This window comes from Bradyrhizobium sp. Rc3b (assembly GCF_900114915.1).
Classification (GTDB): Bacteria; Pseudomonadota; Alphaproteobacteria; order Rhizobiales; family Xanthobacteraceae; genus Bradyrhizobium.
In genome coordinates this window covers 408705-433880 of the sequence record NZ_FOUS01000003.1, presented here as the reverse complement: position 1 = coordinate 433880, position 25176 = coordinate 408705, and the positions used below count along the sequence as shown (strand labels likewise).

The 25176-nt window shown below is 64.0% G+C and carries 27 protein-coding genes; 9 read left to right on the top strand and 18 right to left on the bottom strand.

Annotation, left to right across the window (positions count from 1 at the left end; all coding sequences use genetic code 11):
• Positions 1-4: 4 nt before the first annotated feature.
• Positions 5-1282, top strand: a complete 1278-nt coding sequence (locus BM190_RS08880) for a YeaH/YhbH family protein (RefSeq protein WP_177237006.1) — start codon at positions 5-7, stop codon at positions 1280-1282.
• Positions 1279-2817 carry a SpoVR family protein gene (locus BM190_RS08875; RefSeq protein WP_092253648.1) on the top strand — a complete coding sequence of 513 codons (1539 nt, stop codon included), beginning with the start codon at positions 1279-1281 and terminating at the stop codon, positions 2815-2817. Before BM190_RS08880 ends, BM190_RS08875 begins: the two co-directional genes overlap by 4 nt.
• 214 nt (positions 2818-3031) lie before the next feature.
• On the opposite strand, the gene BM190_RS08870 is transcribed toward BM190_RS08875, so the two are convergent.
• From BM190_RS08870 to BM190_RS08845, 6 genes are all read right to left on the bottom strand, one after another.
• Positions 3032-3472 carry a DUF1801 domain-containing protein gene (locus BM190_RS08870; protein ID WP_092253998.1) on the bottom strand — a complete coding sequence of 147 codons (441 nt, stop codon included), beginning with the start codon at positions 3470-3472 and terminating at the stop codon, positions 3032-3034.
• A gap of 14 nt (positions 3473-3486) precedes the next feature.
• Positions 3487-3681 carry a hypothetical protein gene (locus BM190_RS08865; protein ID WP_092253647.1) on the bottom strand — a complete coding sequence of 65 codons (195 nt, stop codon included), beginning with the start codon at positions 3679-3681 and terminating at the stop codon, positions 3487-3489.
• Between the two features lie 59 nt (positions 3682-3740).
• Complete coding sequence (locus BM190_RS08860) at positions 3741-4172, bottom strand: SRPBCC family protein (protein WP_092253645.1); 432 nt, start codon at positions 4170-4172, stop codon at positions 3741-3743.
• Complete coding sequence (locus BM190_RS08855; RefSeq protein WP_092253644.1) at positions 4169-4492, bottom strand: ArsR/SmtB family transcription factor; 324 nt, start codon at positions 4490-4492, stop codon at positions 4169-4171. Before BM190_RS08855 ends, BM190_RS08860 begins: the two co-directional genes overlap by 4 nt.
• Before the next feature lie 248 nt (positions 4493-4740).
• On the bottom strand, positions 4741-5190 hold the full coding sequence (locus BM190_RS08850; RefSeq protein WP_177236973.1) for a DsrE family protein: 450 nt from the start codon (positions 5188-5190) through the stop codon (positions 4741-4743).
• A gap of 38 nt (positions 5191-5228) precedes the next feature.
• Positions 5229-5849 carry a hypothetical protein gene (locus BM190_RS08845; RefSeq protein WP_018318538.1) on the bottom strand — a complete coding sequence of 207 codons (621 nt, stop codon included), beginning with the start codon at positions 5847-5849 and terminating at the stop codon, positions 5229-5231.
• Between the two features lie 302 nt (positions 5850-6151).
• Between BM190_RS08845 and BM190_RS08840 the strand changes: the two genes are divergently transcribed.
• Entirely contained in the window at positions 6152-7717 is a 1566-nt protein-coding gene (locus tag BM190_RS08840; protein WP_092253642.1) for an SUMF1/EgtB/PvdO family nonheme iron enzyme, read from the top strand.
• Positions 7718-7734: 17 nt separating this feature from the next.
• The gene (locus BM190_RS08835) at positions 7735-8184 is read left to right on the top strand and encodes a DUF4399 domain-containing protein (protein ID WP_092253640.1); all 450 of its coding nucleotides are present in this window, start codon (positions 7735-7737) and stop codon (positions 8182-8184) included.
• On the opposite strand, the gene BM190_RS08830 is transcribed toward BM190_RS08835, so the two are convergent.
• The 10 genes from BM190_RS08830 to pqqA form a co-directional block, all read right to left on the bottom strand.
• A complete protein-coding gene (locus tag BM190_RS08830; RefSeq protein WP_018318541.1) occupies positions 8185-9240 on the bottom strand; it encodes a 2-oxoacid:ferredoxin oxidoreductase subunit beta in 1056 nt (351 codons plus the stop codon).
• A complete protein-coding gene (locus tag BM190_RS08825) occupies positions 9237-11084 on the bottom strand; it encodes a 2-oxoacid:acceptor oxidoreductase subunit alpha (RefSeq protein WP_018318542.1) in 1848 nt (615 codons plus the stop codon). The genes BM190_RS08830 and BM190_RS08825 overlap by 4 nt, the downstream gene beginning before the upstream one ends.
• On the bottom strand, positions 11054-12853 hold the full coding sequence (locus tag BM190_RS08820) for an FAD-dependent oxidoreductase (protein ID WP_018318543.1): 1800 nt from the start codon (positions 12851-12853) through the stop codon (positions 11054-11056). The genes BM190_RS08825 and BM190_RS08820 overlap by 31 nt, the downstream gene beginning before the upstream one ends.
• 234 nt (positions 12854-13087) lie before the next feature.
• Positions 13088-13765: a DUF4286 family protein gene (locus BM190_RS08815; protein ID WP_092253638.1), complete on the bottom strand. Its 678-nt coding sequence runs from the start codon at positions 13763-13765 to the stop codon at positions 13088-13090.
• 24 nt (positions 13766-13789) lie between these two features.
• Positions 13790-14776, bottom strand: coding sequence for a prolyl aminopeptidase (pip, locus tag BM190_RS08810; RefSeq protein WP_092253636.1), 987 nt, complete (start codon positions 14774-14776; stop codon positions 13790-13792).
• Entirely contained in the window at positions 14766-15965 is a 1200-nt protein-coding gene (gene pqqE / locus BM190_RS08805; RefSeq protein WP_092253634.1) for a pyrroloquinoline quinone biosynthesis protein PqqE, read from the bottom strand. The genes pip and pqqE overlap by 11 nt, the downstream gene beginning before the upstream one ends.
• Positions 15962-16273, bottom strand: coding sequence for a pyrroloquinoline quinone biosynthesis peptide chaperone PqqD (gene pqqD / locus BM190_RS08800; protein ID WP_092253632.1), 312 nt, complete (start codon positions 16271-16273; stop codon positions 15962-15964). Before pqqD ends, pqqE begins: the two co-directional genes overlap by 4 nt.
• A 12-nt stretch (positions 16274-16285) precedes the next feature.
• Positions 16286-17065, bottom strand: a complete 780-nt coding sequence (gene pqqC / locus BM190_RS08795) for a pyrroloquinoline-quinone synthase PqqC (protein ID WP_092253630.1) — start codon at positions 17063-17065, stop codon at positions 16286-16288.
• Positions 17062-17991: a pyrroloquinoline quinone biosynthesis protein PqqB gene (gene pqqB, locus BM190_RS08790; protein ID WP_092253628.1), complete on the bottom strand. Its 930-nt coding sequence runs from the start codon at positions 17989-17991 to the stop codon at positions 17062-17064. The genes pqqC and pqqB overlap by 4 nt, the downstream gene beginning before the upstream one ends.
• Before the next feature lie 117 nt (positions 17992-18108).
• A complete protein-coding gene (gene pqqA, locus BM190_RS08785; RefSeq protein WP_007595659.1) occupies positions 18109-18189 on the bottom strand; it encodes a pyrroloquinoline quinone precursor peptide PqqA in 81 nt (26 codons plus the stop codon).
• 248 nt (positions 18190-18437) lie between these two features.
• Here pqqA and BM190_RS08780 point away from each other — a divergent pair, with 248 nt between their 5' ends.
• The 5 genes from BM190_RS08780 to tarD all read left to right on the top strand — a co-directional run bounded on the left by BM190_RS08780 (position 18438) and on the right by tarD (position 22433).
• Positions 18438-18695, top strand: a complete 258-nt coding sequence (locus tag BM190_RS08780; protein WP_026202038.1) for a DUF6894 family protein — start codon at positions 18438-18440, stop codon at positions 18693-18695.
• A gap of 208 nt (positions 18696-18903) precedes the next feature.
• The gene (locus tag BM190_RS08775) at positions 18904-20304 is read left to right on the top strand and encodes an amidase family protein (protein ID WP_092253993.1); all 1401 of its coding nucleotides are present in this window, start codon (positions 18904-18906) and stop codon (positions 20302-20304) included.
• Positions 20305-20306: 2 nt separating this feature from the next.
• Positions 20307-20783 carry a glutathione peroxidase gene (locus BM190_RS08770; RefSeq protein ID WP_092253626.1) on the top strand — a complete coding sequence of 159 codons (477 nt, stop codon included), beginning with the start codon at positions 20307-20309 and terminating at the stop codon, positions 20781-20783.
• A gap of 11 nt (positions 20784-20794) precedes the next feature.
• Positions 20795-21037 (top strand): DUF3297 family protein, encoded by a 243-nt coding sequence (locus BM190_RS08765; protein ID WP_038950952.1) that lies wholly within the window; start codon positions 20795-20797, stop codon positions 21035-21037.
• 226 nt (positions 21038-21263) lie between these two features.
• Positions 21264-22433 (top strand): D(-)-tartrate dehydratase, encoded by a 1170-nt coding sequence (gene tarD, locus BM190_RS08760; RefSeq protein WP_092253624.1) that lies wholly within the window; start codon positions 21264-21266, stop codon positions 22431-22433.
• Between the two features lie 202 nt (positions 22434-22635).
• Here tarD and BM190_RS08755 read toward each other — a convergent pair whose 3' ends face one another.
• Both BM190_RS08755 and BM190_RS08750 read right to left on the bottom strand, forming a co-directional pair.
• Positions 22636-23988 (bottom strand): malonyl-CoA decarboxylase, encoded by a 1353-nt coding sequence (locus BM190_RS08755; protein ID WP_018318555.1) that lies wholly within the window; start codon positions 23986-23988, stop codon positions 22636-22638.
• A gap of 320 nt (positions 23989-24308) precedes the next feature.
• Positions 24309-25133, bottom strand: coding sequence for an AraC family transcriptional regulator (locus tag BM190_RS08750; protein ID WP_092253622.1), 825 nt, complete (start codon positions 25131-25133; stop codon positions 24309-24311).
• Between the last annotated feature and the right edge of the window lie 43 nt (positions 25134-25176).

Here is a 25176-nt window from a genome sequence, read left to right as displayed (position 1 = left end):
GCCCATTCACATTATTGACAGGCGCCTGAATCCAGGCGGCAAGAGTCTTGAGAACCGCCAGCGGTTCTTGCGTCGGGCCAAATCCCTGGTGCAGGGCGCCGTCAAGAAGACCTCGCAGGAACGCGACATCAAGGACGTCCTGGAGGGTGGTGAGGTCACGATCCCGCTCGACGGCATGCACGAGCCGCGCTTCCGCCGCGAAGGCGGAACGCGCGACATGGTGCTGCCCGGGAACAAGAAGTTCATCGAGGGGGACTATCTGCAGCGCTCCGGCCAGGGCAGCGCCAAGAATTCCGGCCCGGGCGAAGGCGACAGCGAGGATGCCTTCCGCTTCGTGCTCTCCCGCGACGAGTTCGTCGATCTCTTCCTCGACGATCTCGAGCTGCCGGATCTGGCCAAGCGCAAGATCGCGCAGACCGAGAGCGAGGGCATTCAGCGCGCCGGCTACACCACGTCGGGCTCGCCCGCCAACATCTCGGTGAGCCGGACGGTGAAGCTGGCGCTCGCCCGCCGCATCGCGCTCAAGCGTCCCCGCAAGGAGGAGATCGAGGAACTGGAAGCCGCGATCGCCGCCTGCACCGACGAGGACGAGCTTGAGGTGCTTCTCGCCCAGCTTGAGAAGCTGAAGGCGAAGACCAAGCGGATTCCCTTCATCGATCCGCTCGACATCCGCTACCGCCGCTTCGAGACGGTGCCGAAGCCGGTGGCGCAGGCGGTGATGTTCTGCCTGATGGACGTGTCGGGCTCGATGTCCGAGCACATGAAGGATCTCGCCAAGCGCTTTTACATGCTGCTCTACGTGTTCCTGAAGCGCCGCTACAAGCATGTCGAGATCGTCTTCATCCGCCACACCGACCGCGCCGAGGAGGTCGACGAGCAGACCTTCTTCTATGGCCCGGCCTCGGGCGGCACGCTGGTCTCGAGCGCGCTGCAGGCGATGCACGAGATCGTGCGCGAGCGCTTCAATCCGTCGGACTGGAACATCTACGCCGCGCAGGCCTCCGACGGCGACAATTCCTATTCCGACGGCGAGCTCACGGGGCTGCTGCTGACCGACAAGATCCTGCCGGTCTGTCAGTTCTTTGCCTATCTCGAGGTCGGGGAATCCGGCGGCAGCGCCTTCGATCTCTCCGACTCCTCGCTTTGGACTCTCTACGACCGCCTGCGCAACAGCGGCGCACCGCTCTCGATGCGCAAGGTCAGCGAGCGCAGCGAGATCTTTCCGGTGTTCCACGATCTGTTCCAGCGCCGCGAAACTGCCCAGGAGAAAGCCGCTCCATGACGGAACGATTGTTCGAAGGCGCGGATTGGGATTTCCACACCTTGCAGCGCATCACCGATGCCTGCGAGGCGGTGGCGACGAAGGATCTCGGGCTCGACGTCTATCCGAACCAGATCGAGGTCATCACCGCCGAGCAGATGCTGGATGCCTACTCCTCCGTCGGCATGCCGCTGTTCTACAAGCACTGGTCGTTCGGCAAGCAATTCGCTTACCATGAGGCGTCCTATCGCAAGGGCCTGATGGGGCTCGCCTATGAGATCGTGATCAACTCCTCGCCCTGCATCTCCTATCTGATGGAGGAGAACACGGCGACGATGCAGACCCTGGTGATCGCGCACGCCGCTTTCGGTCACAACCACTTCTTCAAGAACAATTACCTGTTCAAGCAGTGGACTGACGCCGACGGCATCCTGGATTATCTCGACTTCGCCAAGACGTATGTCATGCAATGCGAGGAGCGCTACGGCCGCGTCGAGGTCGAGCGGACGCTCGATGCCGCGCATGCGCTGATGTCGCACGGCATCGACCGCTATCCCGGCAAGAAGAAGCTGGATCTGCGGGCCGAAGAGAAGCGGGCAGGGCGCCGTCGCCAGCACGAGGAGGAGGTCTTCAACGACCTCTGGCGCACCGTCCCCAAGGGCGCGGCCAAGAGCCGGTCCGCGCTCAGCATCGAGCGCCGCCGCAAGCTGCTCGGCCTGCCGCAGGAAAACCTGCTCTATTTCCTGGAGAAGAGTGCGCCGCGACTGGCGCCGTGGCAACGCGAGCTGCTGCGCATCGTCCGCCACATCGCGCAATATTTCTATCCGCAGAGCCAGACCAAGGTGATGAACGAGGGGACGGCGACTTACGTCCACTATCGCATCATGACCAAGCTGCACGAGCAGGGCCGCATCACCGACGGCAATTTCCTCGAATTCCTGGGATCGCACACCAATGTGGTGTTCCAGCCCGAATTCGACGACCCGCGCTTCTCCGGATTCAACCCCTATGCGCTCGGCTTTGCCGTGATGCAGGACATCGAGCGCATCGTCACCAAACCGGAGGACGAGGACCGCGAATGGTTCCCCGACATCGCCGGCAAGGGCGACGTGATGGGCGTGCTGCGCGACGTCTGGGCCAACTACCGCGACGAAAGCTTCATCGCCCAGTTCCTGAGCCCGAAGCTGATGCGGCACTTCCGCATGTTCCATCTGCACGACGATCCCGAGGAGCGCGCCGGCATCCGGGTCGATGCCATCCACGACGAGCGCGGCTTCCGCCGCGTCCGCCGCGAGCTGGCACGGCAGCATGATGTCGGCTTCATCGACGCCAATATCGAGGTGGTCGACGTCGATCTCTCCGGCGACCGCCGGCTGATCCTGCACCACCACGTCATCAAAGGCTCGCAACTCAACGAGACCGATGCCAAGCGGGTGTTGCAGCACCTGGCCGATCTCTGGACCTACGACGTCGCACTGATCGAGGTCGATGCCAACGACAAGGTCATGCGCGAATACGTCGTGAGCCCGCGTCCGATCCCGGCGGCGGTGGCTTGAGGCTGCCGTCTGCGCGGCAATAAGGCGAGATGCGCGTTGATGTGCCCTCGCCCCTTGTGGGAGAGGGCGGCGACGCCGGAAGATACAAGCTCGCTTGGGTGAGGGGTATCTCTCCGCACCTTTACGTGTCGAAGGAGACCCCTCATCCGGCGCTTCGTGCCACCTTCTCCCACAAGGGAAGAAGGAAGAGATTCGCGGCTGGATAACGGCTGTTCTACGCCGGCCGCTTCTTCGCCGCCTTCTTCTTCGACCCATTCAGCTCAACCGCCGCGCGGATCAGCGCCTTCAACGCCTTCTCGTTGATCTTCTCGCCTTCGCGAATGTCGATCGCGCGCCGCACGTTGCCGTCGAGGCTGGAATTGAACAGGCCGGCCGGGTCGTCCAGCGCGGCGCCCTTGGCAAAGGTCATCTTCACCACTTCCTTGTAGGTCTCGCCGGTGCAGATGATGCCGTCGTGCTCCCAGACGGGAACGCCGCGCCATTTCCATTCCTCGACGACCTCAGGATCGGCCTGCTTGATCAGGCCGCGGACCCGCGCCAGCATTTCGCCGCGCCAGTCGCCGAGCTCCTTGATCCTGCCGTCGATCAGCTTGGAGGGCGACGGCCCAGTCGCGTCTTTCGTGCTGCTCTTCTTCGCTGCTACTGCCTTCTTCATCGTCTCGCCTCGCATCACGCGTTGCCGCGGCGGCCGATATAGGGCAGCGCGAACAGATAGAGCCCGGTCGCCAGCAGCGGGATCAGCGGGACGAGCGCCAGGAAGCCGATCCAGACCGCCTGGAGCTGCATGGTCATGGCGACGATGTTGGCGATGACGGCGAGCGTGAAAGCCATCGACAACCAGCGATGGATCTGACGAATCCACATGTCTGTACTCACTGGGGTCTCCTTCTCAAAATGATTGGAATGGATACGGCCGGCCGGGGCTATTCAACCCGCGCCAGCACCTCGTCCAGCTTGGCAAGGAACTGCTTCCAGCCGGCATGCGCGCCGCCGTAAGCCTGCTTTTGCGTCGGGCTGAAGCCCGCCTGCTCGACGCGTAGGTGAGTGCCCGCGCCGGTCGGCGTCAGCGTGAAGGTCACGACGCTCCTGAGGTTGAACGCGGCGTCCTCATGCGAGAAATTCCAGGTGTAGGCGAGCGTCTTCTGCGGCTCGATGGTGAGCACCTCGCAGTCCAGCACGCCGCCCCATTCACCGCGAAGATTGAAGCGATGACCGACTGACGGCTTGAAGTCGTTCTTCATCAGCCATTCCTCGATCAGATGCGGCTGCGTCAGCGCGCGCCAGAGCCGCTCGGCCGGGAAGGCGAATTCGCGCTCGACGACGACGGAGCGTGTTTCGCTTGAGGCTTCGGTCATTGGTCCATCCTCTTCAGGAGATCGTCGAGTGCGTCGAGCCGCCTCTGCCAGAATCCGGTCATCTGGCTGGTCCAGTCGCGCAGCGGATCGAGTGCGCCGGGCTGCGCGCTGTAGTGGGTCTGCCGCCCCTCATGGCGGTCCCGCACGAGGCCGGCCAGCTTCAACGCGCCGAGATGTTTCGAGACGGCCGGCTGGGAAACGCCGGATCTCGCGGTCAGGGCCCCGACCGTCTGCTCCCCCTCGCGGCACAGCCGCTCGAAGATCGCCCGCCTTGTGGGGTCGGCGAGCGTCCGGAACAGGAGGTCGGGGGCGAGAGACATGGGAATCCATAACCAGGAAGTTATGGGTTAACTCATAACCGCGAGGTTATGGGTGAGTCAAGCGGGATGAGGATGAGTTTGGAGGGCGCTACGAGCTCCGCCTTACCTCCGGGCGATGCAAAGCATCGACCCGCGCGCCGGGTGAGGGCTTTTTCCTCTAGGGGATTGTCCCTCTGCGGAGCCACCCTCTCCCCAACCCTCGCAGGCGGGGGAGGGAGTGCACTTGTCGTGTGGGTAAGAAGCAGCCCCTACGGCCGCAGATAAAGATACCCCTGCGACTGCAGCTCAGCCAAACGAACCACGCCGCCCTTTTCCGCGCTGACGAAGCCCGGTAGCAGCTCGGTCAACGTCACGTTCTGCGCCTTCATCGTGTTGCCGCACGCGGCGAGCTCGACGCCGTCCTTGGAGAATTCGCCGACGCGCTTGCTGATGTCGGGGTTCGCCTGCGCCGAGTAGAATGCCTTCAGCGCCGGCCCGTGGATCACCAGCGCGATCGTGACGTGATCAGGACCGCCGACACCGTCGATGTGGTTCTGGATGTTGCCGAGCACGAAGTTGACCTTCTCGGCATCGCTGAGATGGTAGACCACTTTCAGCTTGTTGCCCGCGCCCGCTCCCGTCGCGGCTTTCGCGCCGGAGGCACCGAATGCCGCGCCGAGGGCCGAGATTGCGCTCCACAAGATGTTCCGCCGGTTCATGGCGATCTCCCTCGACTGACTTTGCCGGAGACATATCATCATTTGTGGCGGAGCGCGGCGAGTTCCTTGCGGTCGGTCACCAGCGAAGCGCACTCGCTGTTGTCGGTGCGATCAAGCCGAAAGATCCTGTCGTCGGCACCGCCGACCAGCGACCGCTCGGCCTCGTCATCCGGCTTGTTGTTCTGCCAGACCCGGACCCGTTCGAGCCGCACGATCGTCGACTTGTCGTCTTTGGACAGCGCAACGCCGATGCCACCGCCTTCGCAATCGACACCGCAACCGAGGCGAACCTCGTTGCCGTCCTTGGTGAATACGGCGTGGTTGCAAGAACCGCTGGAGTCGAAATCGCCGGAGCGATGGCGGTACCTGAAACCGAGGCGGAAGGAATTGTGCAGCTCCTTGTCTTCCTTGTCCAACTCGGCCGAGATCAGCAGCTTCATCGAAGCGACCTTCTGCTTCGGATGCCGCGCCAGGTGCTCCGCATCGTAGCGGCGGACGAAGCAGGCATAGGCCTTGTTGCCGGGCGCGCCCGCATACATGCGCGTGTTGAAGGTCTCGGCTTCGGCCTTGCTGGCTTCGCGGACGTCGTCGGCCTCTTCCGCGTGGGCCGTACTGATGAGTGCGGCAACGGCGAGGGCAGTCAGGAGAGAAAGCTTCATGATGGCCTCGAACGCAGGAGCGAGCTGTAGGCTTTAGACGCGGCCCAGGTGCGACGCGTTCAACCCGCGCAAGTCGTACATGATCATCACAGCGCGGAGCGGGATGGACAGTTCCAGGCACGGCGTTAGTCACCGGGAGGGCGAGGAAGGTTCAACCGATGCGACGCCTTCGCCTTCCGGAACTCGATCCCTGCGAGTCCTTCGACATTGCTCCATTTCATCAATGTGATAGCCTTCACAGACGATCGCCTTTAGCGGTCGTAAGCTGGGGCTGCCTTTGTAGGTTTGTGGAGTCCCCCGCAATGGGCGAAATTCGCAACTTCAGATCCGGAAATCAGGACGAGCCGCCTCCACACGGCCCCATGCCTCGTCGCCTCGCGGCGATCATTGTCGGCGACATCGCTTCCTACAGTCGCATCATGCAGGCCGACGAGGAGGGCACGCATGTCCGCGTCAAGCGGATCGAGCGGGATATCATCCAGCCCAGCATCGTCGAGCACCATGGCACGCTGGTGAAGACGACGGGCGACGGCTTCATCGCCATCTTCGACAGTCCTGTCGAGGCCGTTCGATGCAGCATCGTCATCCAGCAGAATCTCATCGGCCGCAACGCCCCGCTTCCCAAGCATTCACGGCTCGAATACCGGATCGGCGTCAATCTCGGCGACGTCATCGTGGAGCCGGACGATGTCTACGGCGACGGGGTCAACATCGCCACACGTATCGAGGGTATCGCCGAGCCCGGTCACGTCTATATCTCAGGCGCGATCTACGAGCAGATCAAGCACAAGGTGGTGTGCGGCTATGAGTCGCTCGGAGACCGCAAGGTCAAGAACATCACGGATCCGGTGCGCGTCTATCGCGTGCTGCCGGACGCAGACGCGGTAGGCAGGACGCGCGGCCGGCGCGAGAGCATGCTGCTCTTTCTTCTGATCATGGCATTGCTGGTGATTGCCGGCTACGTGCTTTGGTACGTGCTGGTGCAGCACCGCAGCCAGGTGGGGCAACAGGCTGCCGCTCCTCCGATCGCGGCGCCGTCAGCTTCGCCGATGCCGCAATCCGTTCCGTCGTTACCGAGCCCGCCGGTACCGGCGCCTCAAGCTGCACCCGCGGCTTCTCCGTTGCCCACAACGACGCCGTCGCCCGCAGCATCGCCTTCACCATCTCCGGCATCCGCTCCATCGGTGACGGCGGTCCGAGAACCCGAGATGATCCCCATTCGCGGCGGCAGCTTTGCGATGGGAAGCAATGACGATCCGACCGAACGTCCTGTCCACCAGGTCACGGTCAAACCGTTCTCGATCGGCAAATATCCGGTGACGGTGCAGGAATGGAACGAATGCGCGGCTGCAAAGGCGTGCGGCTTCACCGCCACCGGCAAAGAGGATGCGCCGATCGGCAATGTGAGCTGGACCGACGCGCAGCAATATGCCGCCTGGCTCGCGCAGGCGACGAAGAAGCCTTACCGGCTTCCGAGCGAGGCCGAATGGGAATATGCCGCGCGCGGCGGCACGCAGAGCAAATATTGGTGGGGCGACAAGCTTCAGCCAGGCGTGGCCGGCTGCAAGGATTGCGGTGACCTCGCGGCCGAGCAGCCGGCGAAGGTCGGCAGCTTCAAGCCGAATCCGTTCGGCCTCCACGACATGGGTGGCGGTATCGATCAGTGGGTCGAGGACTGCTGGCACAGGACCTATCAGGGCGCACCCACTGACGGCTCGGCATGGGGTGGCGGGGACTGCAGCTCGCACGTTCTGCGCTCGGGCTCGTGGAAGAACGATGCGAGATATGTGAGGCCATCCAACCGCGATGGTTACGACACCAATGTCCGTTACCCCACGCATGGATTCCGCGTCGCGCTCAGTCCGTAAGTGCTGGAGTGGATTTGATGAAGATCATTCATTGTGTCGCACTGGCGATGGCGATCGCAGTGCACCCGGGCGCAGCCTGCTCGCAGGGAAAGACCGCGCCAAAGGACGCGAAACTCTATTTCATCACGCCGCACGATGGGCAGAAGGTTCGCGGTGGTTTCTGGGTCCGGTTCGGCCTGCGCAACATGGGCGTGACGCATGCCGGCGACGATTACCAGAATGCCGGTCATCATCATCTGCTGGTCGACGTCAACGATCCCATCGATCCCAAGGAGCCGATCCCGCAGGACAAGTCGCACCTGCATTTCGGCGCAGGGCAGACCGAGACCATGCTGGACCTTGCGCCGGGGACTCACACCCTGCAACTGGTGCTCGGCGACGCCAAGCACTATCCGTTCGAACCGCCGGTCGTGTCGGAGAAGATCACGATACGCGTCAGGTCGCCGGCTTCGGCGCGGAGCAAATGATCAGCGCAGGCTGGCGTTGATCTTGTCCAGCACCGCCGAGCCCGGGCACAGGGTATCCGCTTCCAGCGTGTTGAGCGGCGTCTCGACCGTGTTGAGATGCTCGTGCAGATCTTCCGCGTCGGGGTCGACGTAAAGGAGACCGGTGACGATCTGCCCCTTGGCGGCGTGCCGCGCAAGGAAGGTCTGGGCGCCCAGCCGGTCATGCGGATCGTAGTCGGCGTCGATCTTGCGCAGCGCGATCTTGCTGCCGTCATGCTGCTCGACCATTTGCACCGTGCCCGGCGCGTAGTCCACCGCGATGGGATCGCGGCCGACTAGAACGTCGAGCCGGTTCACGGCGTCGTTGTGCTCGCGGACATAGTCGAAGCTCTTGGTCGAGCCGGCGTGGTTATTGAAGGCGATGCAGGGGCTGATGACGTCGATGAAGGACGCGCCCTTGTGGCGGATCGCAGCCGCGATCAGCGGCACCAGCTGGGTCTTGTCGCCGGAGAAGCTGCGCGCCACGAAAGTGGCGCCCAGCTGCAATGCGATCGCAACGAGGTCGATGGCGTTGTCGGTGTTGGTGACGCCCTTTTTGGACTTCGAGCCGCGGTCGGCGGTGGCCGAGAACTGGCCCTTGGTCAGGCCGTAGACGCCGTTGTTCTCGACGATGTAGGTCATGTTGACGCCGCGCCGGATCGAGTGCGCGAACTGGCCGAACCCGATCGAGGCGGAATCGCCGTCGCCGGACACGCCGAGATAGATCAGATCGCGGTTGGCGAGGTTGGCGCCGGTCAAGACCGATGGCATGCGGCCGTGCACGGAGTTGAAGCCGTGCGAATTGCCGAGGAAATAATCCGGCGTCTTCGAGGAGCAGCCGATCCCGGAGATCTTCGCCACCCGGTGCGGCTCGATCGAGAGCTCGTAGCAGGCCTCGATGATCGAAGCCGTGATCGAATCGTGACCGCAGCCGGCACACAGCGTCGAGATCTTGCCCTCGTAGTCGCGATGGGTGTAGCCGAGCTCGTTCTTCTTCAGCCCCGGATGATGGAATTTCGGCTTGGCAATATAGGTCATGACACGGCCTTGCGGAGCGGGGTCACCTTGAGGTGATCCTGGTGGTCGCCAATGGCTTTTGCAATGAAACGGGCGGTGATCGGCGAGCCGTCGTAATGCACGATCGGCACGAGGCGGACGGGGTCGATGCCGTTCTCGTTGACGATGAGCTGGCGTAGCTGGCTGTCGCGGTTCTGCTCGACGACGTAGACGAAATCGTGCTCGGCGAGGAAGCTCGCCACGCTCGAATGGAACGGGAAGGCGCGGATGCGCAGGCGGTCGAGCTGATGCCCTCGCGCTTCCAAAAGGCCGATCGCCTCGTCCATCGCCGGTGAGGTCGAGCCGAAATAGATCACGCCGTATTTGGTCGGCCGTTCCGCATTGGCCTGCAGCGGTCGCGGCACCAGGTCCTGCGCGGTCTCGAACTTGCGCATCAGGCGCTGCATGTTGTCCGCGTAAACCGAGCCCTCCTCGGAGTAGCGCGCATAGCGATCACGCGAGGTGCCGCGGGTAAAATAGGAGCCCTTGGTCGGGTGCGTGCCGGGATAGGTGCGGTAGGGGATGCCGTCGCCGTCGACATCGAGATAGCGGCCGAAGTCGCGGCCTTCCTCCAGCATCTCCGCGGTCATCACCTTGCCGCGGTCGTATTGCTTGGCATCGTCCCATTTCAGCGGACGGCAGAGCCGGTGATTCATGCCGATGTCGAGGTCGAGCATCAGGAAGATCGTGGTCTGGATCCGCTCGGCGAGATCGAACGCGGCGGCCGCGAATTCGAAGGCCTCGGCGGGATCCTCGGGGAACAGCAACACATGCTTGGTGTCGCCGTGCGAAGCATAGGCGCAGGCGATGATGTCGCATTGCTGGGTGCGGGTCGGCATGCCCGTGGAGGGGCCGGCGCGCTGGATGTTCATGATCACGGCCGGAATCTCGGCGAAGTATGAGAGGCCGATGAATTCGGTCATCAAGGAGATGCCGGGGCCCGATGTCGCGGTGAAGGCGCGGGCGCCGTTCCAGGAGGCGCCGATGACGATGCCGATTGAAGCGAGCTCGTCCTCGCCCTGCACGATGGCGTATTTCGCCTTTCCGGTTTCAGGGTCGTGCCGGTACTTCTTGCAATGGGCGGTGAAGGCCTCCGCCACCGACGAGGACGGCGTGATCGGATACCAGGCGCATACCGTGGCGCCGCCATAGACGGCGCCGAGCGCGGCGGCGCTGTTGCCTTCGATGAAGATGCGGTCGCCGACCTTGTCCGACTTTTTCACCCTGAGGCCGAGCGGGCATTTCAGGTTCTGCAGCGCCCAGTCGCGCCCAAGATGCAGCGCGTGGACGTTGGAGGAGAGCAGCTTTTCCTTGCCCTTGTACTGCTCGCCGATCAGCTGCTCGATCAGCTTCGGGTCCATGTCGAGCAGCGCCGAGAGCGCGCCGAGATAGATGATGTTCTTGAACAGCTGGCGCTGGCGCGGATCGGTATAGGTCGAGTTGGTGATGGCGGTGAGCGGCACGCCGATCACGGTGATGTCGTCGCGGAATTTCGTCGACGGCATCGGCTTGGTGGAATCGTAGAACAGATAGCCGCCCGGCTCGATGCCGGCGACGTCCTTGTCCCAGGTCTGCGGGTTCATCGCCACCATCATGTCGACGCCGCCGCGGGCGCCGAGATGGCCGTCCTCGGTCACCCGCACCTCGTACCAGGTCGGCAGGCCCTGGATGTTGGAGGGGAAGATGTTGCGTGGGGAGACCGGAACACCGTGGCGCAGGATCGCGCGCGCGAACATCTCGTTGGCGCTGGCCGAGCCCGAGCCGTTCACGTTGGCGAAGCGGACGACGAAGTCGTTTACGCTGCTGATCGGCTTTTTGTCGGGCATGTCGAACCTGCGTGAGTCATGTCGATGAAATATTTCTGCATGTCCCAGGCGCCGGTGGGACACCGCTCGGCGCACAGCCCGCAATGCAGGCAGACGTCCTCGTCCTTCACCATCACGCGACCGGTCTTGAGATCCGAGGAGACATAGAGGTCCTGGTCCGGATGCGGCGAGGGCGCCTTCAGGCGCTGGCGCAGATCGCTTTCTTCTCCATTGCCCGTGAAGGTGATGCAGTCCATCGGACAGATGTCGGCGCAGGCATCGCACTCGATGCAGAGCGAGGTCGAGAATACGGTCTGCACGTCGCAGTTCAGGCAGCGCTCGGCTTCGCCCAGCGCCAGCTTGACGTCGTAGCCGAGCTCGACCTCGGCGCGGATGTCCTTTAGCGCGATCACCTTGTCGCGATGCGGCACCTTGTAGCGCTTGTCGATCGAGATGTCGTTGTCATAGCTCCATTCGTGGATGCCCATTTTCTGCGATGAGACATGCACCTCAGGCAGCGGCCGCTCGGTGATGTCCTCGCCCGAGAGCATCTTGTGGATCGACAATGCGGCGTCATGGCCGTGCGCGACCGCCCAGATGATGTTTTTGGGGCCGAACGCGGCATCGCCGCCGAAGAACACTTTTGGATTGGTCGAGACGAAGGTCTTGGGATCGACCTTCGGCATGTGCCATTTGTCGAACTCGATGCCGCAGTCCTGCTCGATCCAGGGGAAGGCGTTCTCCTGGCCGACCGCGACCAGCACGTCGTCGCAGGGAATGGTCTGATCGGGATCGCCCGAAGGCACGAGGTTGCGGCGGCCTTTGGCGTCATATTCGGCTTTGACGTGCTGGAAGGTGACGCCGATCAGCTTGCCGGCGACGTGCTTGAATGCCACCGGCACCATGTAGTTGAGGATCGGAATATCCTCGTGGAGCGCGTCCTCCTTCTCCCACGGCGAGGCCTTCATCTCCTCGAAGCCGGAACGCACGATCACCGTGACTTTCTCGCCGCCGAGCCGGCGCGCGGTGCGGCAGCAGTCCATTGCGGTGTTGCCGCCGCCGAGCACGATCACGCGCTTGCCGATCTTGTCGATATGGCCGAACGAGACCGAGGCCAGCCATTCGATGCCGATATGGATATTGCCAGCCGCTTCCTTGCGGCCGGGAATGTCGAGCTCTCGGCCGCGCGGCGCGCCGGAGCCGACGAAGATCGCGTCATATTTCTCCGCGAGCAGCGACTTCATGCTCTCGATGCGGTGGCCACCTTTGAACTCGACGCCGAGACCCAGGATGTAGCCGGTCTCCTCGTCGATCACCGAATTGGGCAGGCGGAATTTCGGGATCTGCGTGCGCATCATGCCGCCGGCTTCCGGATCGGCATCGAATACGGTGCAGTGATAGCCGAGCGGCGCGAGATCGCGCGCCACCGTCAGCGAGGCCGGACCGCCGCCGACGAAGGCAACGCGCTTGCCGTTCTTCGGTGCAGGGCGCGGCAGGCGCTGCTTGATGTCGTCCTTGAAATCGGCGGCGACGCGCTTGAGCCGGCAGATTGCGACCGGCGTCTCCTCGACGCGTCCGCGGCGGCACGCCGGCTCGCAGGGACGATCGCAGGTGCGTCCCAGAATTCCGGGAAACACGTTCGACTTCCAATTGATCATGTAGGCGTCGCTATAGCGGCCTTGTGCGATCAGTCGGATATATTCGGGAACCGGGGTGTGCGCAGGACAGGCCCATTGGCAATCGACCACTTTGTGAAAGTAGTCGGGGGCCGCGATATCGGTCGGTTTCATTCCTACCCTGTCCGCGCAGGCTCAAAGACCCGGCGGCCTCTTCTGAGCTTGGCGAACGCTTAACGCGCTGCGATCTGGTTTCTGAATGACGTCATTGGGTTAGCTTATTAGAACCTTTCCGAAGTACAACGGCAAAGTTTCGCGCGTCCCCGCTTTCATGGGAGCTACGCGCGCACAGCATTAACGGCCGCGCGCGATGCGCGTGCGGTGCAATATGTTGCGATGCAGATATGTTCAGCCGCGCGCGATATCGCTCTTCGCGAGGTCCCACATCAGACTGTAAGTTCCGACCGAGACGGGCAGCGGGAAGGGCGATGCAGCAGGGCCGGTGAAGCGCTCGGCGATGACGGCCGAGACCGCGCCGACATGCGTGCCGTCGATCAGCACGAACCAGTCGCGTGCGCCTTCGTTGCGCACCGCCGGAATGTCCGCGGTCGTGCCCGAGAGCTCCGGCTCGCTCTCGAGCAGATGCATCGAGATGATGCCTTCTCGGTCCTGCGGCGCCAGCTTTTCTTGCAGCGCATCACGCCATGCGCCAGCATTGTCGGCTGTGGGCCGCAGCCGCACGAGGCCGAGCGCAGCGCCGCGGCCGGTGCCGTTGCTGATGGTAATGCGCGCGACGACACGGAGCATGTCCTTGAAATGCGCCATGCTTTGCCGCGACCATTCGGTCTGGTTGGACAGGCGCGCCCGATAGGCGGGACTGTCGAGCACGTCGAGAGTCGCGGTCGAGTACAGCGAGAGATATTTGGGATTGGCGGCATGCGCGACATAGCGCCGCGCTTCCAGAAAGCCCTCGATCGCGACGCGCTCTTCCAGATGCTCTCGATCGTACCAGCGGTTGAAATCGGCCTCATTGGCTGCGTCGATATTCATCGACGTCAGCAGCATGCCCTTTCCGGCGAGCGGCATTTTCTTGTTGTCCTTTTTCGCGCATTAGCGCGCGGCCTTCGACGCAAGGTCGGCAATCGACTTCATGACCGCATCCCTCACGCCGGCATCATAGAGCGAATGTCCGGCTTCTTCCACGAGGCGAACCTCGGAACCCGGCCAAACTCTCGCGAGCGCGTGTGATGTCTCAGGAGGGCACAACAGGTCGTAGCGGCCCTGCACGACAATGCCGGGAATCCCGGCGAGCCGGTCCGCGTTCCGCAGCAGCTGGGCTTCGTTCATGAAGGAGTTGTTGATGAAGTAATGCGCCTCCATGAACGGCGTCGCCGGCAGCGTGCGCCAGACGTTAAGCGACGCCAGCTCCAGCCGCGTCTTGGCCGCCTTGTGCTCCGACAGGGCTCGCTCGGTGTCGTGCCAGGCGCGGGCCGCAGGTCCGTGAACGGCCGGATCGGCATCGAGGATGCGGCGATAATAGGCTTCCACCGGGCGCGCGCGTTCCTCAGGCGGCAGCACGCTCAGAAAATCCTCGTAGAGCGCGGGATAGAATTGCGGCAGGCGCCCCGTGAAGGCCGTCTCGACCTCGGCCCGCGTGCCCAGAAAGGTCGCGCGGAGCGCGATGCCGGAGACGCGCTCGGGATGGGCCTGCGCATACGCCAGCGCCAGCGTCGCACCCCAGGAGCCGCCGACCACCATCCAGCGGTCAAAGCCGAACTTTTCGCGGATTTTCTCCATGTCCGCGATCAGATGTGCCGTGGTGTTGTGCTCGCGCGATCCCTTGGGCCGGCTGCGGCCGCAGCCGCGCTGGTCGAACAGCACGGCGCAGAAGCGATCAGGGTCGAACAGCCGGCGATGATCGGGCTGGCAGCCGCTGCCGGGCCCGCCGTGCAGGTAGACCGCGGGAATGCCGTCGCTGCGACCGACGCTCTCGACATAGAGCTCATGGCCGTCGCCGACGTCGAGCATGTCGGAGGTCAGCGGCGCAAAGGGATCGGCACGCCTCGCCGCTGTGCCTGCGTCGGCGTCAGGCCCCATTCTCTGATTCCAGGGTGCCGCCGGCGAAGTTGCGATAGAGGAAGCGGCTGGTCTCGCCCTCGGCCTCACGCTCGGCCTGCTTGAAGATGGTCTCGTGCAGCGGCGACAGCGCGCAGGCCGGATCGGTGTTGGCGGCATCGCCGGTCAGCGCGAAGGCCTGGCAGCGGCAGCCGCCAAAATCGATCTCGCGGAATTCGCAAGACTTGCACGGCTCCTTCATCCAGCCGGTGCCGCGATAGCGGTTGAAGGCCTCGGAGTTCTGCCAGATCCAGGCGATCGAATGGTTGGAGCGGACCGATTCGAAGTCGAGCCCGGTGATGCTCTCGGCGGCGTGGCAGGGCAGCACCTTGCCGGCGGGCGAGATGTTGAAGAACTGCCGGCCCCAGCCGCCCATGCACTTCTTCGGCCGCAGCGCGTAATAATCAGGGACGACGTAGTCAATCGCGAGCGTACCCTTCAGCCGCTCGCGCGCCTCCTCGACGATGCGCGTGCACTCATCTAACTGCGCCACGCTCGGCATCAGCGCGGCACGGTTCTTCAGCGCCCAGCCGTAATACTGGACATTGGCGACCTCGAGCCGGTCGGCGTCGAGATCGACGGACATCTGGATGATGTCAGGCAACTGGTGCAGGTTCTGGCGGTGCATCACCGCGTTCACGGTGAGCGGCAGATCGAGCTCGCGCGTCCACTTTGCGACCTCGAGCTTCTTGCGGTGCCCGTTCTTGTAGCCGGCGACGCGATCGGCGAGGCCTTCTTCAACGCCCTGGAAACTGATCTGCACGTGGCAGAGCCCGGCATCGGCGAGATCGCTGAGCTTCTCGCGCGTCAGCAGCACGGCCGAGGTGATCAGGTTGGTGTAGAGGCCGACGTCACTGGCATGCTTGACGAGGTCGACGAGGTCCTTGCGCGCCGTCGGCTCGCCGCCGGAGAAATGCACCTGCAGCACGCCGATCTCGGCAAGCTCGCTCAAGACCTTCTTCCATTCCTCGGTGGTCAGCTCCTTGCCCGAGCGATCGAGCTCGACCGGGTTGGAGCAGTAGGGGCATTGCAGCGGGCAGCGATGGGTGATCTCGAGCAGCACCGCGAGCGGAATGCCAAAGGTCTCCGCCGTCGAGCGCTGCTTCTCCAGCACCGCGAGGCTGTCGCTGGCATCAGGGGGGATCATGGGGTTGCCGAGCACATCGCTCATGACGTCTTCTCCCGGGCCTCCGTGAGAAAGCCCTTGTCGGCGAGATCCTGCAGCATGACGATGACGTCGGCGAGGATCGCCTCGCGTGGCGAGGCGTATTTTGCCGCCAACGCGTCCGCAATATCGCCGACATTGCGCTCGCCATTACAGAGCTGCAAGACCTCAACGGCGATCTCGTCCGGCGCCAGCACGCGTTCCGGCGCCAGGATCACCCAGACCTTCCGCGTCTCGTCATATTTCAGCTTGGCATGCCGCGGCAGCACCGGGCGGCTCGCCTCGCTGACGCTGATGTGACGCGGCCCGGCCATTGCAGCTCCTCTTCAGCCCGCTTTGGGCACGAACGCGCCCGGCGGAATGTTGCCCTCGACATAGGCGTGCTGAAGTGCGTCGAGTTGCACCCATAGCACGTTGGTCTTGAAGATCAGCGCGTTGCACACTTGCGCGCGCTGCTCCGGCGTCGTGGCATGCGCCTTGACATAGTCGAGCGCAAAGCCGGCATCGCGCGGCGCCTGCGCCAGGCGGCGCTTGAAGTAGCTCATGATGTCGGGGTTGACGAAATCATAGTGCTGCAGCATGCCGGAGATGCGTTCTTCATGCAGGTTCGGCGCGAACAGCTCGGTGAGCGAGGAGGCGATCGCCTCCAGCGGGCTTTTTTCGCGGCAGTAATGCACGTAGGCCTCCACCGCGAAGCGCGTCGCCGGCAAAATGCCTTCGGTCGATTCCACATAGGCCGTGTCGAGGCCGAGGCCTTCGGTCAGCTTCAGCCAGCGCTCGATGCCGCCTTCGCTGCCGACGTCGCCGTCATGATCCTCGATGCGGTGGCGCCATTCCAGGCGCGTGGCTCGGTCGCGGAAACGCGAGATCACCACCGCGTCCTTGATCGGGATCGTGCTCTGGTAATAGTAGCGGTTCAGCGCCCAGGCCTGCACCTGGCCCTTGTTCAGCTTGCCGCCGTGCAGCAGCTTATGGAACGGATGCAGGCTGTGATAGCGCGTCGCCCCGATATGGCGCAGCGTCGCCTCGAGCTCCTCGGCCGAGTTGAGCCTCAGATCCTTGCCGATCGAGAGCGCAGTCATTCCAGTCATTGACGCCGCATTCACAGCACGATCTCCGTTCCATCCGCCGGTATCTGCCAGCCCGCCGCCTCGACGGCCTTGCGCTCGGATGAGGCAGGTAGCAGCGCCGGGTTCGAGTTATTGATATGCAGAAATATCTTCCTGTCGATAGCGAGGTCGGCCAGCCGTGCGATGGCGCCGTCCTCGCCGGACATGGCGACATGTCCCATGCTCTTGCCGGTCTTCTGGCCGAGCCCGCATTTGATCATCTCGTCGTCCTGCCAGACCGTGCCGTCGAAGAACACGAGCGAAGCGCCGTCGATCTCGGCCTTGAGCGCGTCGGTCACCTCGGCGCAGGCCGCGATGAAGTAGAAGCACTTGCCGGTCGCCTTGTCGGTGATCTTCAGGCCCAGCGTGTCGCCGTCGCCGCTGTCCCCGCCGGGATGCGCCTTGCCTTCCAGATACCAGGCCGATTTGCCAGAGACTGCGAAGGACAGCACCTCCAGTCCGGAGCGGGTGCCGTCGGGCAGGCGCGGCTCGAATGGCTCGCGGATTGCCATCGGCTGGCGCCGCACGTGCTTCTCGTTCAGCACGTTGAAGATGCTGTTGCTGGCAAGGATCGCCAGCACCTTCTCATGCGCATAGATCGTGAACGGCGAGCTCTCGCGCATCGAGAGCAGGCCGGCCACCGCATCCACTTCGCTGTTGGTCAGGATCACGCCCGCAATCGGCGTATGGCGCAGCGCCCCGGCCTTGGGGTGCAGTTGCGGCGTGGCATTCAGTTGCTGGCGGAGGTCCGGTGAGGCATTGATCAGGAACCAGTGCTCGCCATCGCCGCTGAAGGCGACCGAGGCCTGGGTTCTCAAGAGCTCATGGCCGTTCTCTCGGGCCGCCCGGCAGCCCTCGCAGCCGCAATTCCATTGCGGCACTCCGCCGCCGGCTGCGGCGCCCAGGACGACGACGCGAAGCATGATCCGTCTCCTGGAAGCAACGTCACGAGGTGGATCTCAGGCCGACACGATTTCCCTCATTCGGAAACCGGTCGTGACCGAAAGACCCACCTGCGCTGAACGCAGATCACCAACCGCTTACTTGCGGGTAGCGCTCACATACATGTTGATTTCCATGCCGCAGGGCACTTCGACGATCTTCGGGGCTTTCCAAGCCATTTTGGCACTCCATTTTCGCGAATTCGGACGTATCGCCCACCCGTTAAATTAATGCGCGCTGGGAAGTTCGCCAGTGAAATTTTCCCGAGAATCTCATGTTGCGCCGCGAAAAATGCCTTCGGGAACGCTCACTTCTGGGGCGCTGCCTTGCGTTCGGCGCATTCGGTCGCGAACCCTGTCCTGATAAAGCAGTTGTGAGTGCAGTGCAGCTTTCAATCCGGTACAGGCGACCCAACTGGATCTCGATGATGCCCAGATACTACTTCAATACCCGTATCGGCGACGAACTGATCGTGGATCCCGAAGGCGAGGATCTGCGCAACCCCGACCGCGCCTGGGAGGTCGCCCGCCAGATGATCCTTGAAGTGGTGAAATCCGAGGGCACCCAGCGCGCCCTGCTGGACGCCGTGATCGAGGTGACCGACGCCGAAGGCGAGATCGTGCTGGAGTTTCCTTTCACCGAGGCGCTGCTCGACATCCCGGACGCGTCCGCGACGCGGCATTAGCGGGCGCTCTCTCCGGTCATTGCGAGCGCAGGAAGCAATCCAGAGACTCTCCGCGGAGGAAGTCTGGATTGCTTCGTCGCAAGGGCTCCTCGCAAAGACGACGGAGAATGGGGCACCACCCGGCGCCCCAGCGCCTTCGCCCTTGCGAAATCCGCATGGCTTTGCCGCGTTCCCGGCGCTAAAAGACGCCGGTTACACGGAGCAAGCCATGCAAGATCTCTGGCGCCTGTCGGCTGCCGACCTCGCCTCCCTCGTCAAGTCCAAAAAGGTGTCCGCCCGGGAGGCGGCCAAGGCCGGGCTCGCCCGCCTGGACGCCGTCAATCCCCAGCTCAACGCGGTGATCGACCACCGGCCGGACGACGTGCTCAAGCAGGCCGACGCCGTCGACGCCGCCATCGCGCGCGGCGAGGACCCCGGCGTGCTCGCCGGCGTGCCCGTCACCATCAAGGCCAATGTCGATCAGGAGGGCTTTGCCACCACCAACGGCCTCAAGCTCCAGCGCGATTTGATCGCGCGCGAGGACAATCCGGTGGTCGCCAATTTCCGGAAATCGGGCGCCATTCTCCTTGGCCGCACCAATTGCCCGGCCTTCTCCTATCGCTGGTTCACCACCAACCTCGTCCATGGCGACACCAAGAACCCGCGTGACGCCTCTCTGACCCCGGGCGGCTCGTCCGGCGGCGCCGGTTCGGCGGTCGCGGCCGGCATCGGCCACATCGCCCACGGCACCGACATTGCCGGCTCGATCCGCTATCCCGCCTATGCCTGCGGCGTGCACGGCCTGCGCCCGACGCTCGGCCGCATCCCCGCCTTCAACCCGGCGCTGCCGGAGCGTCCGATCGGGCCGCAGATCATGGCGGTCTCGGGTCCGCTGGCGCGCACCGTCAACGACCTCAGGATTTCACTGGCTGCGATGTCGGCCCGCGACATCCGTGATCCCTGGTTCGTGCCGGTGCCGCTGGAAGGCCCCGCACGGGACAAGCGCGCCGCGCTCTGCCTCAATCCTGGCGGCCTTGCGGCGACGCCGGAGGTGAAGGCGGCGGTGAGCGATGCCGGCAAGCGGCTGGAGCGCGCGGGCTGGACCGTCGACATCATCGATGACACGCCGCCGATGCGCGAGGCGGTCGAGTGGCAGATCAAGCTCTGGCTCGGCGACGGCTACGAGGCCCAGCTCGAGATGGCCGAGCGCGAGGGCGATCCCGGCGCGCTGGCGTGCCTGCGCGGCAACCGCGCCAGGGTCACGCCGATGGACCAGGCCAATTACGCCAAGGCGCTGACCCGAAGAGCCACCCTGACCCGCGACTGGATGCTATTCTTCGAAAAATACGCGGTGCTGCTGACGCCGGTGTCCGGCGAGCTGCCGTTCCCCGATCATCTTGATCGCAAGGACGACGAGTCGTTCAAGCGGGTCTGGGAAGCGCAGCTGCCGCAGATCGCCATTCCCTTCATGGGTCTGCCGGGCCTTGTGGTCTCCACCGGTCTCGTCGGCAAGGCGCCCGTCGGCGTGCACATCGTCTCCGGCCGCTATCGCGAGGATTTGTGCCTGCTCGCAGGCGAGGCGATCGAGGCGGGCGGCGTGCCGCCGTCGCCGATCGATCCCGTGGGTTAGCGATGTCCGTGATCTACGATTTCAAGGCCAACTCGCTTGCCGGCGAGGAGGTCGCCCTGAAACGTTTCGAGGGGCAGGTGCTGCTGATCGTCAACACCGCGAGCAAATGCGGCTTCACGCCGCAATATCGCGGCCTGGAAGATCTGCATCGCGATCTCTCGCCGCGCGGCTTCTCGGTGCTCGGCTTTCCCTGCAACCAGTTCGGCGCGCAGGAGCCGGGCCGGGCGGACGAGATCCAGGCGTTCTGCTCGACCCATTACGACGTCACCTTTCCCTTGTTCGAGAAGATCGACGTCAACGGCGCCAATGCGCACCCTCTGTATGAGTACCTGAAACGCCAGCAATCCGGGCTTCTCGGCGCCGCCATCAAATGGAATTTCACCAAATTCCTGGTGGACCGTACCGGCAAGGTGGTCGCGCGCTACGCGCCGACCGCGCGGCCCGAAGGATTGCGGAGTCAAATCGAAACACTGTTGTGAGCGAGACAATCATGAGCGACGAATTTCCGGACCGCCTGTCGGTCGATCCGAACAGCCCCTATTACAACGCGGACATCCTGGCGCGCGACGTCGGCATCCGCTTCAAGGGCGTCGAGAAGACCAATGTCGAGGAATACTGCATCAGCGAAGGCTGGGTCCGCGTCACCGCCGGCAACGCCAAGGATCGCCACGGCAACCCGCTGACCATCAAGGTGCACGGCCCGGTGGAGCCGTATTTCAGGGATAAGAAATAGACCACCGTCATTCCGGGGCGATGCGAATCCGCCGCGCGTCCAAATGCAAGACCGTCACCCTGAGGTGGCCGCTCCTCCAGCGGCCCTCGAAGGGCGACAGCCCGGCTGCACCTCGGCCGTTCATCCTTCGAGGCTCCCGATGGGGCGCTGAGCGCCCCATCACTCGCACCTCAGGATGACGGGGAGACAGTCCGGCGAATTCCTCTCAACACCCAAGGCCAGCCCCATGTCCGTCCGCATCGTCGACGTCCGCGAAATCACCAAGCCGATCTCCTCGCCGATCCGCAACGCCTATATCGACTTCACCAAGATGACGACGAGCCTCGTCGCCGTCGTCACCGACGTGGTGCGCGACGGCAAGCGCGTGATCGGCTACGGCTTCAACTCCAACGGCCGTTACGGGCAGGGCGGCCTGATCCGCGAACGTTTTGCCTCGCGCATCACCGAGGCCGATCCGAAGTCGCTGCTGAATACGGCTGGCGACAATCTCGACCCCGACAAGGTCTGGGGCGCGATGATGACCAACGAGAAGCCCGGCGGCCACGGCGAGCGTTCGGTCGCAGTCGGCACCATCGACATGGCGGTGTGGGACGCAGTGGCGAAGATCGCCGGCAAGCCGCTGTTCCGCCTACTCGCCGAACGTCACGGCGTCAAAGCCAATCCGCGCGTGTTCGTCTACGCCGCCGGTGGCTATTACTATCCCGGCAAGGACCTCTCGATGCTGCGCGGCGAGATGCGCGGCTATCTCGACCGCGGCTACAATGTCGTGAAGATGAAGATCGGCGGCGCCGATATCGACGAGGACCGTACCCGCATCGAGGCGGTGCTGAAGGAGATCGGCAAGGACGCGCAGCTCGCCGTCGACGCCAACGGCCGCTTCAATCTCGAGACCGGCATCGCCTATGCCAAGATGCTGCGCGACTATCCCTTGTTCTGGTACGAGGAAGTCGGCGATCCCCTCGACTATGCGCTGCAGGCCGCGCTCGCCGAATTCTATCCGGGCCCGATGGCCACAGGCGAGAATCTCTTCAGCCACCAGGATGCCCGCAATCTGATCCGCTACGGCGGCATGCGCCCCGACCGCGACTGGCTGCAATTCGACTGCGCGCTGTCCTATGGCCTCTGCGAATACCAGCGCACGCTGGAAGTCCTGAAGACCCACGGCTGGTCCCCCAGTCGCTGCATCCCGCACGGCGGCCACCAGATGTCGCTCAACATCGCAGCCGGCTTAGGCCTCGGCGGCAATGAGAGCTATCCCGACCTGTTCCAGCCCTACGGCGGCTTCCCGGATGGCGTGCGCGTCGAGAACGGCCACATCACCATGCCAGACCTTCCGGGCATCGGCTTCGAGGGCAAGTCGGATCTCTACAAGGAAATGAAGGCGCTGGCGGAGTAGGGGTTGCTAAGCGCGAGTGGCGCGCGACAATCGCGCCACTTACTCGGTGTCGTCCCTGCGAAAGCAGGGACCCATAACCCCAGGGAGAGGTTAGGGAGCGAGCTGACACCGAGTCTTCGCCAAACCCAATCCTGTGGTTTTGGGTCCCGGATCTGCGCTCCGCTTCGCTGCGCTTGTCCGGGACGACGACTGACTGTGTGGCTTACGACAACCGCATATCCAGCAGCCGCCTTCCTTCGCCCTTCAGCAGCTTCTTCACCGCACTGGACGCCACCACCTCGCCGTCATTGGCGTAGGCTTCGTGGTTCTTCTCGATGTCGTCGAGGCGATAGAGGTAGTTGACCATCACGCCGGCGGATTCCCGCACGCCCTTCGGCGAGAGATCGCCCAGCCAGTTGATGCGCTCCAGCCTGGCGCCGTTGCCGAGATGGAAGCGGGCGACGGAATCGATCAGCTTGCCCTTCGGCGTGCGCGCCTTGAGGAAGTAGTGTGCCGCGAGCGGCTCGATCACGGCGCGGAGCTGTGCCGTCGTCTCGGGGCTCTCGAACCATTTGGGATCGTCGAGGCGCTTCAGCACCTCTCGGTCCTCGTCGGACAGCGGCAAGTCCTTGTCCTGCTTCAGCCATGGCATGAAGCCCGGCACCGGTGACAGCGTCACGAAAGTGTCGAGCTTGGGCGTTTCACGGCGCAGCTCCTCGACCACCTGCTTGATCAGGAAGCTGCCGAAGGAGATGCCGCCGAGACCGCGCTGGGTGTTGGAGATCGAATAGAACACGGCGGTGCGCGCGCGCTCGATCGGCAGATGCTGGCGGTCGACTGCAAGCAGCGGAGCAATCGCGCCCGGGATGGTCTCGGTCAGCGCCACCTCGACGAAGATCAAGGGCTCGTCGACCATCGCGGGATGGAAGAAGGCGTAGCAGCGGCGGTCGACCGGATCGATGCGGCGGCGCAGATCGTCCCAGTCCGAGATCTCGTGCACGGCCTCGTAGCGGATGATCTTTTCGAGGATGTTGGCCGGGGACGACCAGTCAATCCTGCGCAGCACGAGAAACCCCCTGTTGAACCACGAAGAGAGAAGATGCGAGACGTCGCGATCGAGCGCGGCGAGGTCGGTGTGGCCGTTCATCATGCCGAGCAGATCGGCGCGCATGTTGACGAGATCGCCGGTGCCGCCGGGCGCACGGTTGAGGCGGCGGATCAGCTCCTGCCGCCGCGGCTCCGAGGCGAAATGCAGCGAGCTCGCGTCCTCGTCGCTCGGCGCGGCGCGCCATTTCTCGATCGCCTTGGCCAGGCGCTCCCGGTCCGGGCCGAAATCGCGCACCAGCCCGTGGAAGAAGGCGCGGCGTCCCGCAGGATCCAGCTCACGGTAGATGTCGAGCACCTCACGCGCGATGGCGATGCCCGATGCCTCGCCCCGGCCCGACAGCAGCGCATCGCAGAGATCGATCAGCCCGTCGGCATCCCGTCTGGTGTCGGCGGACTCGCCGCGACGAAGCAGCGTGCGGCCGCGCTCGGAGATCGTGGCGAGCAGGTCGGAGAAGAAGGCGTTGGCCATCGGGGCTTTCGTATCAGGTTTGTGCGTTGCCGAAGCTTACACGGGATTTGGGCGGAAACCGATCACAATCAAGCGGAGGAATGCGGCAACTTTAGTTGGGCCGTGCGTTTGGGGAATGACGGCATAGCGTGGGCGTTGAGGGAGCGGGTGTGCTCACCCCAAACGAGCTGCCGTAGGGGTGGGCAAAGGCGCCCTTGCGCCGTGCCCACGATCTTTGACTGCAGCGAAGAAATCGTGGGCACGCCTCCACCTTCGCTCTTCGAGCTACGGCGGCGCTTTGCCCACCCTATGAGTTCTGTGCTCGCAATGCCGAGGCTGCCTCAAGCTTTGCCGGCAAACTCCGTCGGCGTCCGCCCGGTCACCCGGCGGAACGCGGCCGAGAACGCGGGCACGCTGGCATAGCCGAGCTGGGTTGCGAGCTGCTTCACCGACACATTCGCATCCGTCGACAGCCGCTGGATCGCCGCAGCAATCCGCGCGCGCTGGCACCAGCTCTTGAAGCTCAGCTGCGTTTCCGTCGAGAACAGCCGCGACAGCGTCCGCGCGGAAGTTCCAACCTCGCGCGCCAGCGTGTCGATGTCGTGCAGGCCGGTCGGATCGTCGAGCACGATCAGGGCGGCGCGGCGGCAGCGCGACTCGCGCGGCAGCGGCACGAAGGTCGCGGAATCCTCAGCCTGGTGCAATTCCAGCATGACGAGGCGAACCAGCAGCTCGGTGCGCTCCTCCGTGTTGCGCGCGTCGAACAGCGCCAGTATCGCCTGATTGAGCAGCGGTGACACCCGCACCACGAATTCCCGGGTCAGGCCGTCATAGCGCTGCTCGCGCTTGAGCCAGGACAGGTCGAAATACAGCGTGCGCATCTCGATGTCGGCGAGCAGATCGATGGCATGCTCGAGCCCGGCCGGGACCCAGACCGCGCGGTCCGGCGGCACCAGCCAGCGTCCCCCCGGCGTCGTCACCTGCATGGTGCCCTTGGCCGCATAGATCAGCTGCGCCTCGCGGTGCAAATGCGGATCGATCCGCAAACCCTTGGGGTAGTCGCGCGCGACCAGATGCACGCCCGCGGGCGAGCGGTGGTTGCTCCGGACCTCCCGCAGGATTGGCGTTTCCAAGATTGGCGTTTCCAAGACAGTCATTGGCAGCATCCCGTCATGGGGAGGACATATAACTCATTTCGGAGCAGGAGAG

What these genes read in the sequence shown, in the direction of transcription:
- BM190_RS08875 (WP_092253648.1), top strand. Translation starts at nt 1,279, where the DNA reads ATGACGGAACGATTGTTCGAAGGCGCGGATTGGGATTTCCACACCTTG.
- BM190_RS08870 (WP_092253998.1), bottom strand. Translation starts at nt 3,472, where the DNA reads ATGAAGAAGGCAGTAGCAGCGAAGAAGAGCAGCACGAAAGACGCGACT.
- BM190_RS08865 (WP_092253647.1), bottom strand. Translation starts at nt 3,681, where the DNA reads ATGTGGATTCGTCAGATCCATCGCTGGTTGTCGATGGCTTTCACGCTC.
- BM190_RS08860 (WP_092253645.1), bottom strand. Translation starts at nt 4,172, where the DNA reads ATGACCGAAGCCTCAAGCGAAACACGCTCCGTCGTCGTCGAGCGCGAA.
- BM190_RS08855 (WP_092253644.1), bottom strand. Translation starts at nt 4,492, where the DNA reads ATGTCTCTCGCCCCCGACCTCCTGTTCCGGACGCTCGCCGACCCCACA.
- BM190_RS08850 (WP_177236973.1), bottom strand. Translation starts at nt 5,190, where the DNA reads ATGAACCGGCGGAACATCTTGTGGAGCGCAATCTCGGCCCTCGGCGCG.
- BM190_RS08845 (WP_018318538.1), bottom strand. Translation starts at nt 5,849, where the DNA reads ATGAAGCTTTCTCTCCTGACTGCCCTCGCCGTTGCCGCACTCATCAGT.
- BM190_RS08840 (WP_092253642.1), top strand. Translation starts at nt 6,152, where the DNA reads ATGGGCGAAATTCGCAACTTCAGATCCGGAAATCAGGACGAGCCGCCT.
- BM190_RS08835 (WP_092253640.1), top strand. Translation starts at nt 7,735, where the DNA reads ATGAAGATCATTCATTGTGTCGCACTGGCGATGGCGATCGCAGTGCAC.
- BM190_RS08830 (WP_018318541.1), bottom strand. Translation starts at nt 9,240, where the DNA reads ATGACCTATATTGCCAAGCCGAAATTCCATCATCCGGGGCTGAAGAAG.
- BM190_RS08825 (WP_018318542.1), bottom strand. Translation starts at nt 11,084, where the DNA reads ATGCCCGACAAAAAGCCGATCAGCAGCGTAAACGACTTCGTCGTCCGC.
- BM190_RS08820 (WP_018318543.1), bottom strand. Translation starts at nt 12,853, where the DNA reads ATGAAACCGACCGATATCGCGGCCCCCGACTACTTTCACAAAGTGGTC.
- BM190_RS08815 (WP_092253638.1), bottom strand. Translation starts at nt 13,765, where the DNA reads ATGCCGCTCGCCGGAAAGGGCATGCTGCTGACGTCGATGAATATCGAC.
- pip (WP_092253636.1), bottom strand. Translation starts at nt 14,776, where the DNA reads ATGGGGCCTGACGCCGACGCAGGCACAGCGGCGAGGCGTGCCGATCCC.
- pqqE (WP_092253634.1), bottom strand. Translation starts at nt 15,965, where the DNA reads ATGAGCGATGTGCTCGGCAACCCCATGATCCCCCCTGATGCCAGCGAC.
- pqqD (WP_092253632.1), bottom strand. Translation starts at nt 16,273, where the DNA reads ATGGCCGGGCCGCGTCACATCAGCGTCAGCGAGGCGAGCCGCCCGGTG.
- pqqB (WP_092253628.1), bottom strand. Translation starts at nt 17,991, where the DNA reads ATGCTTCGCGTCGTCGTCCTGGGCGCCGCAGCCGGCGGCGGAGTGCCG.
- pqqA (WP_007595659.1), bottom strand. Translation starts at nt 18,189, where the DNA reads ATGGCTTGGAAAGCCCCGAAGATCGTCGAAGTGCCCTGCGGCATGGAA.
- BM190_RS08780 (WP_026202038.1), top strand. Translation starts at nt 18,438, where the DNA reads ATGCCCAGATACTACTTCAATACCCGTATCGGCGACGAACTGATCGTG.
- BM190_RS08775 (WP_092253993.1), top strand. Translation starts at nt 18,904, where the DNA reads ATGCAAGATCTCTGGCGCCTGTCGGCTGCCGACCTCGCCTCCCTCGTC.
- BM190_RS08770 (WP_092253626.1), top strand. Translation starts at nt 20,307, where the DNA reads ATGTCCGTGATCTACGATTTCAAGGCCAACTCGCTTGCCGGCGAGGAG.
- BM190_RS08765 (WP_038950952.1), top strand. Translation starts at nt 20,795, where the DNA reads ATGAGCGACGAATTTCCGGACCGCCTGTCGGTCGATCCGAACAGCCCC.
- tarD (WP_092253624.1), top strand. Translation starts at nt 21,264, where the DNA reads ATGTCCGTCCGCATCGTCGACGTCCGCGAAATCACCAAGCCGATCTCC.
- BM190_RS08755 (WP_018318555.1), bottom strand. Translation starts at nt 23,988, where the DNA reads ATGGCCAACGCCTTCTTCTCCGACCTGCTCGCCACGATCTCCGAGCGC.
- BM190_RS08750 (WP_092253622.1), bottom strand. Translation starts at nt 25,133, where the DNA reads ATGCTGCCAATGACTGTCTTGGAAACGCCAATCTTGGAAACGCCAATC.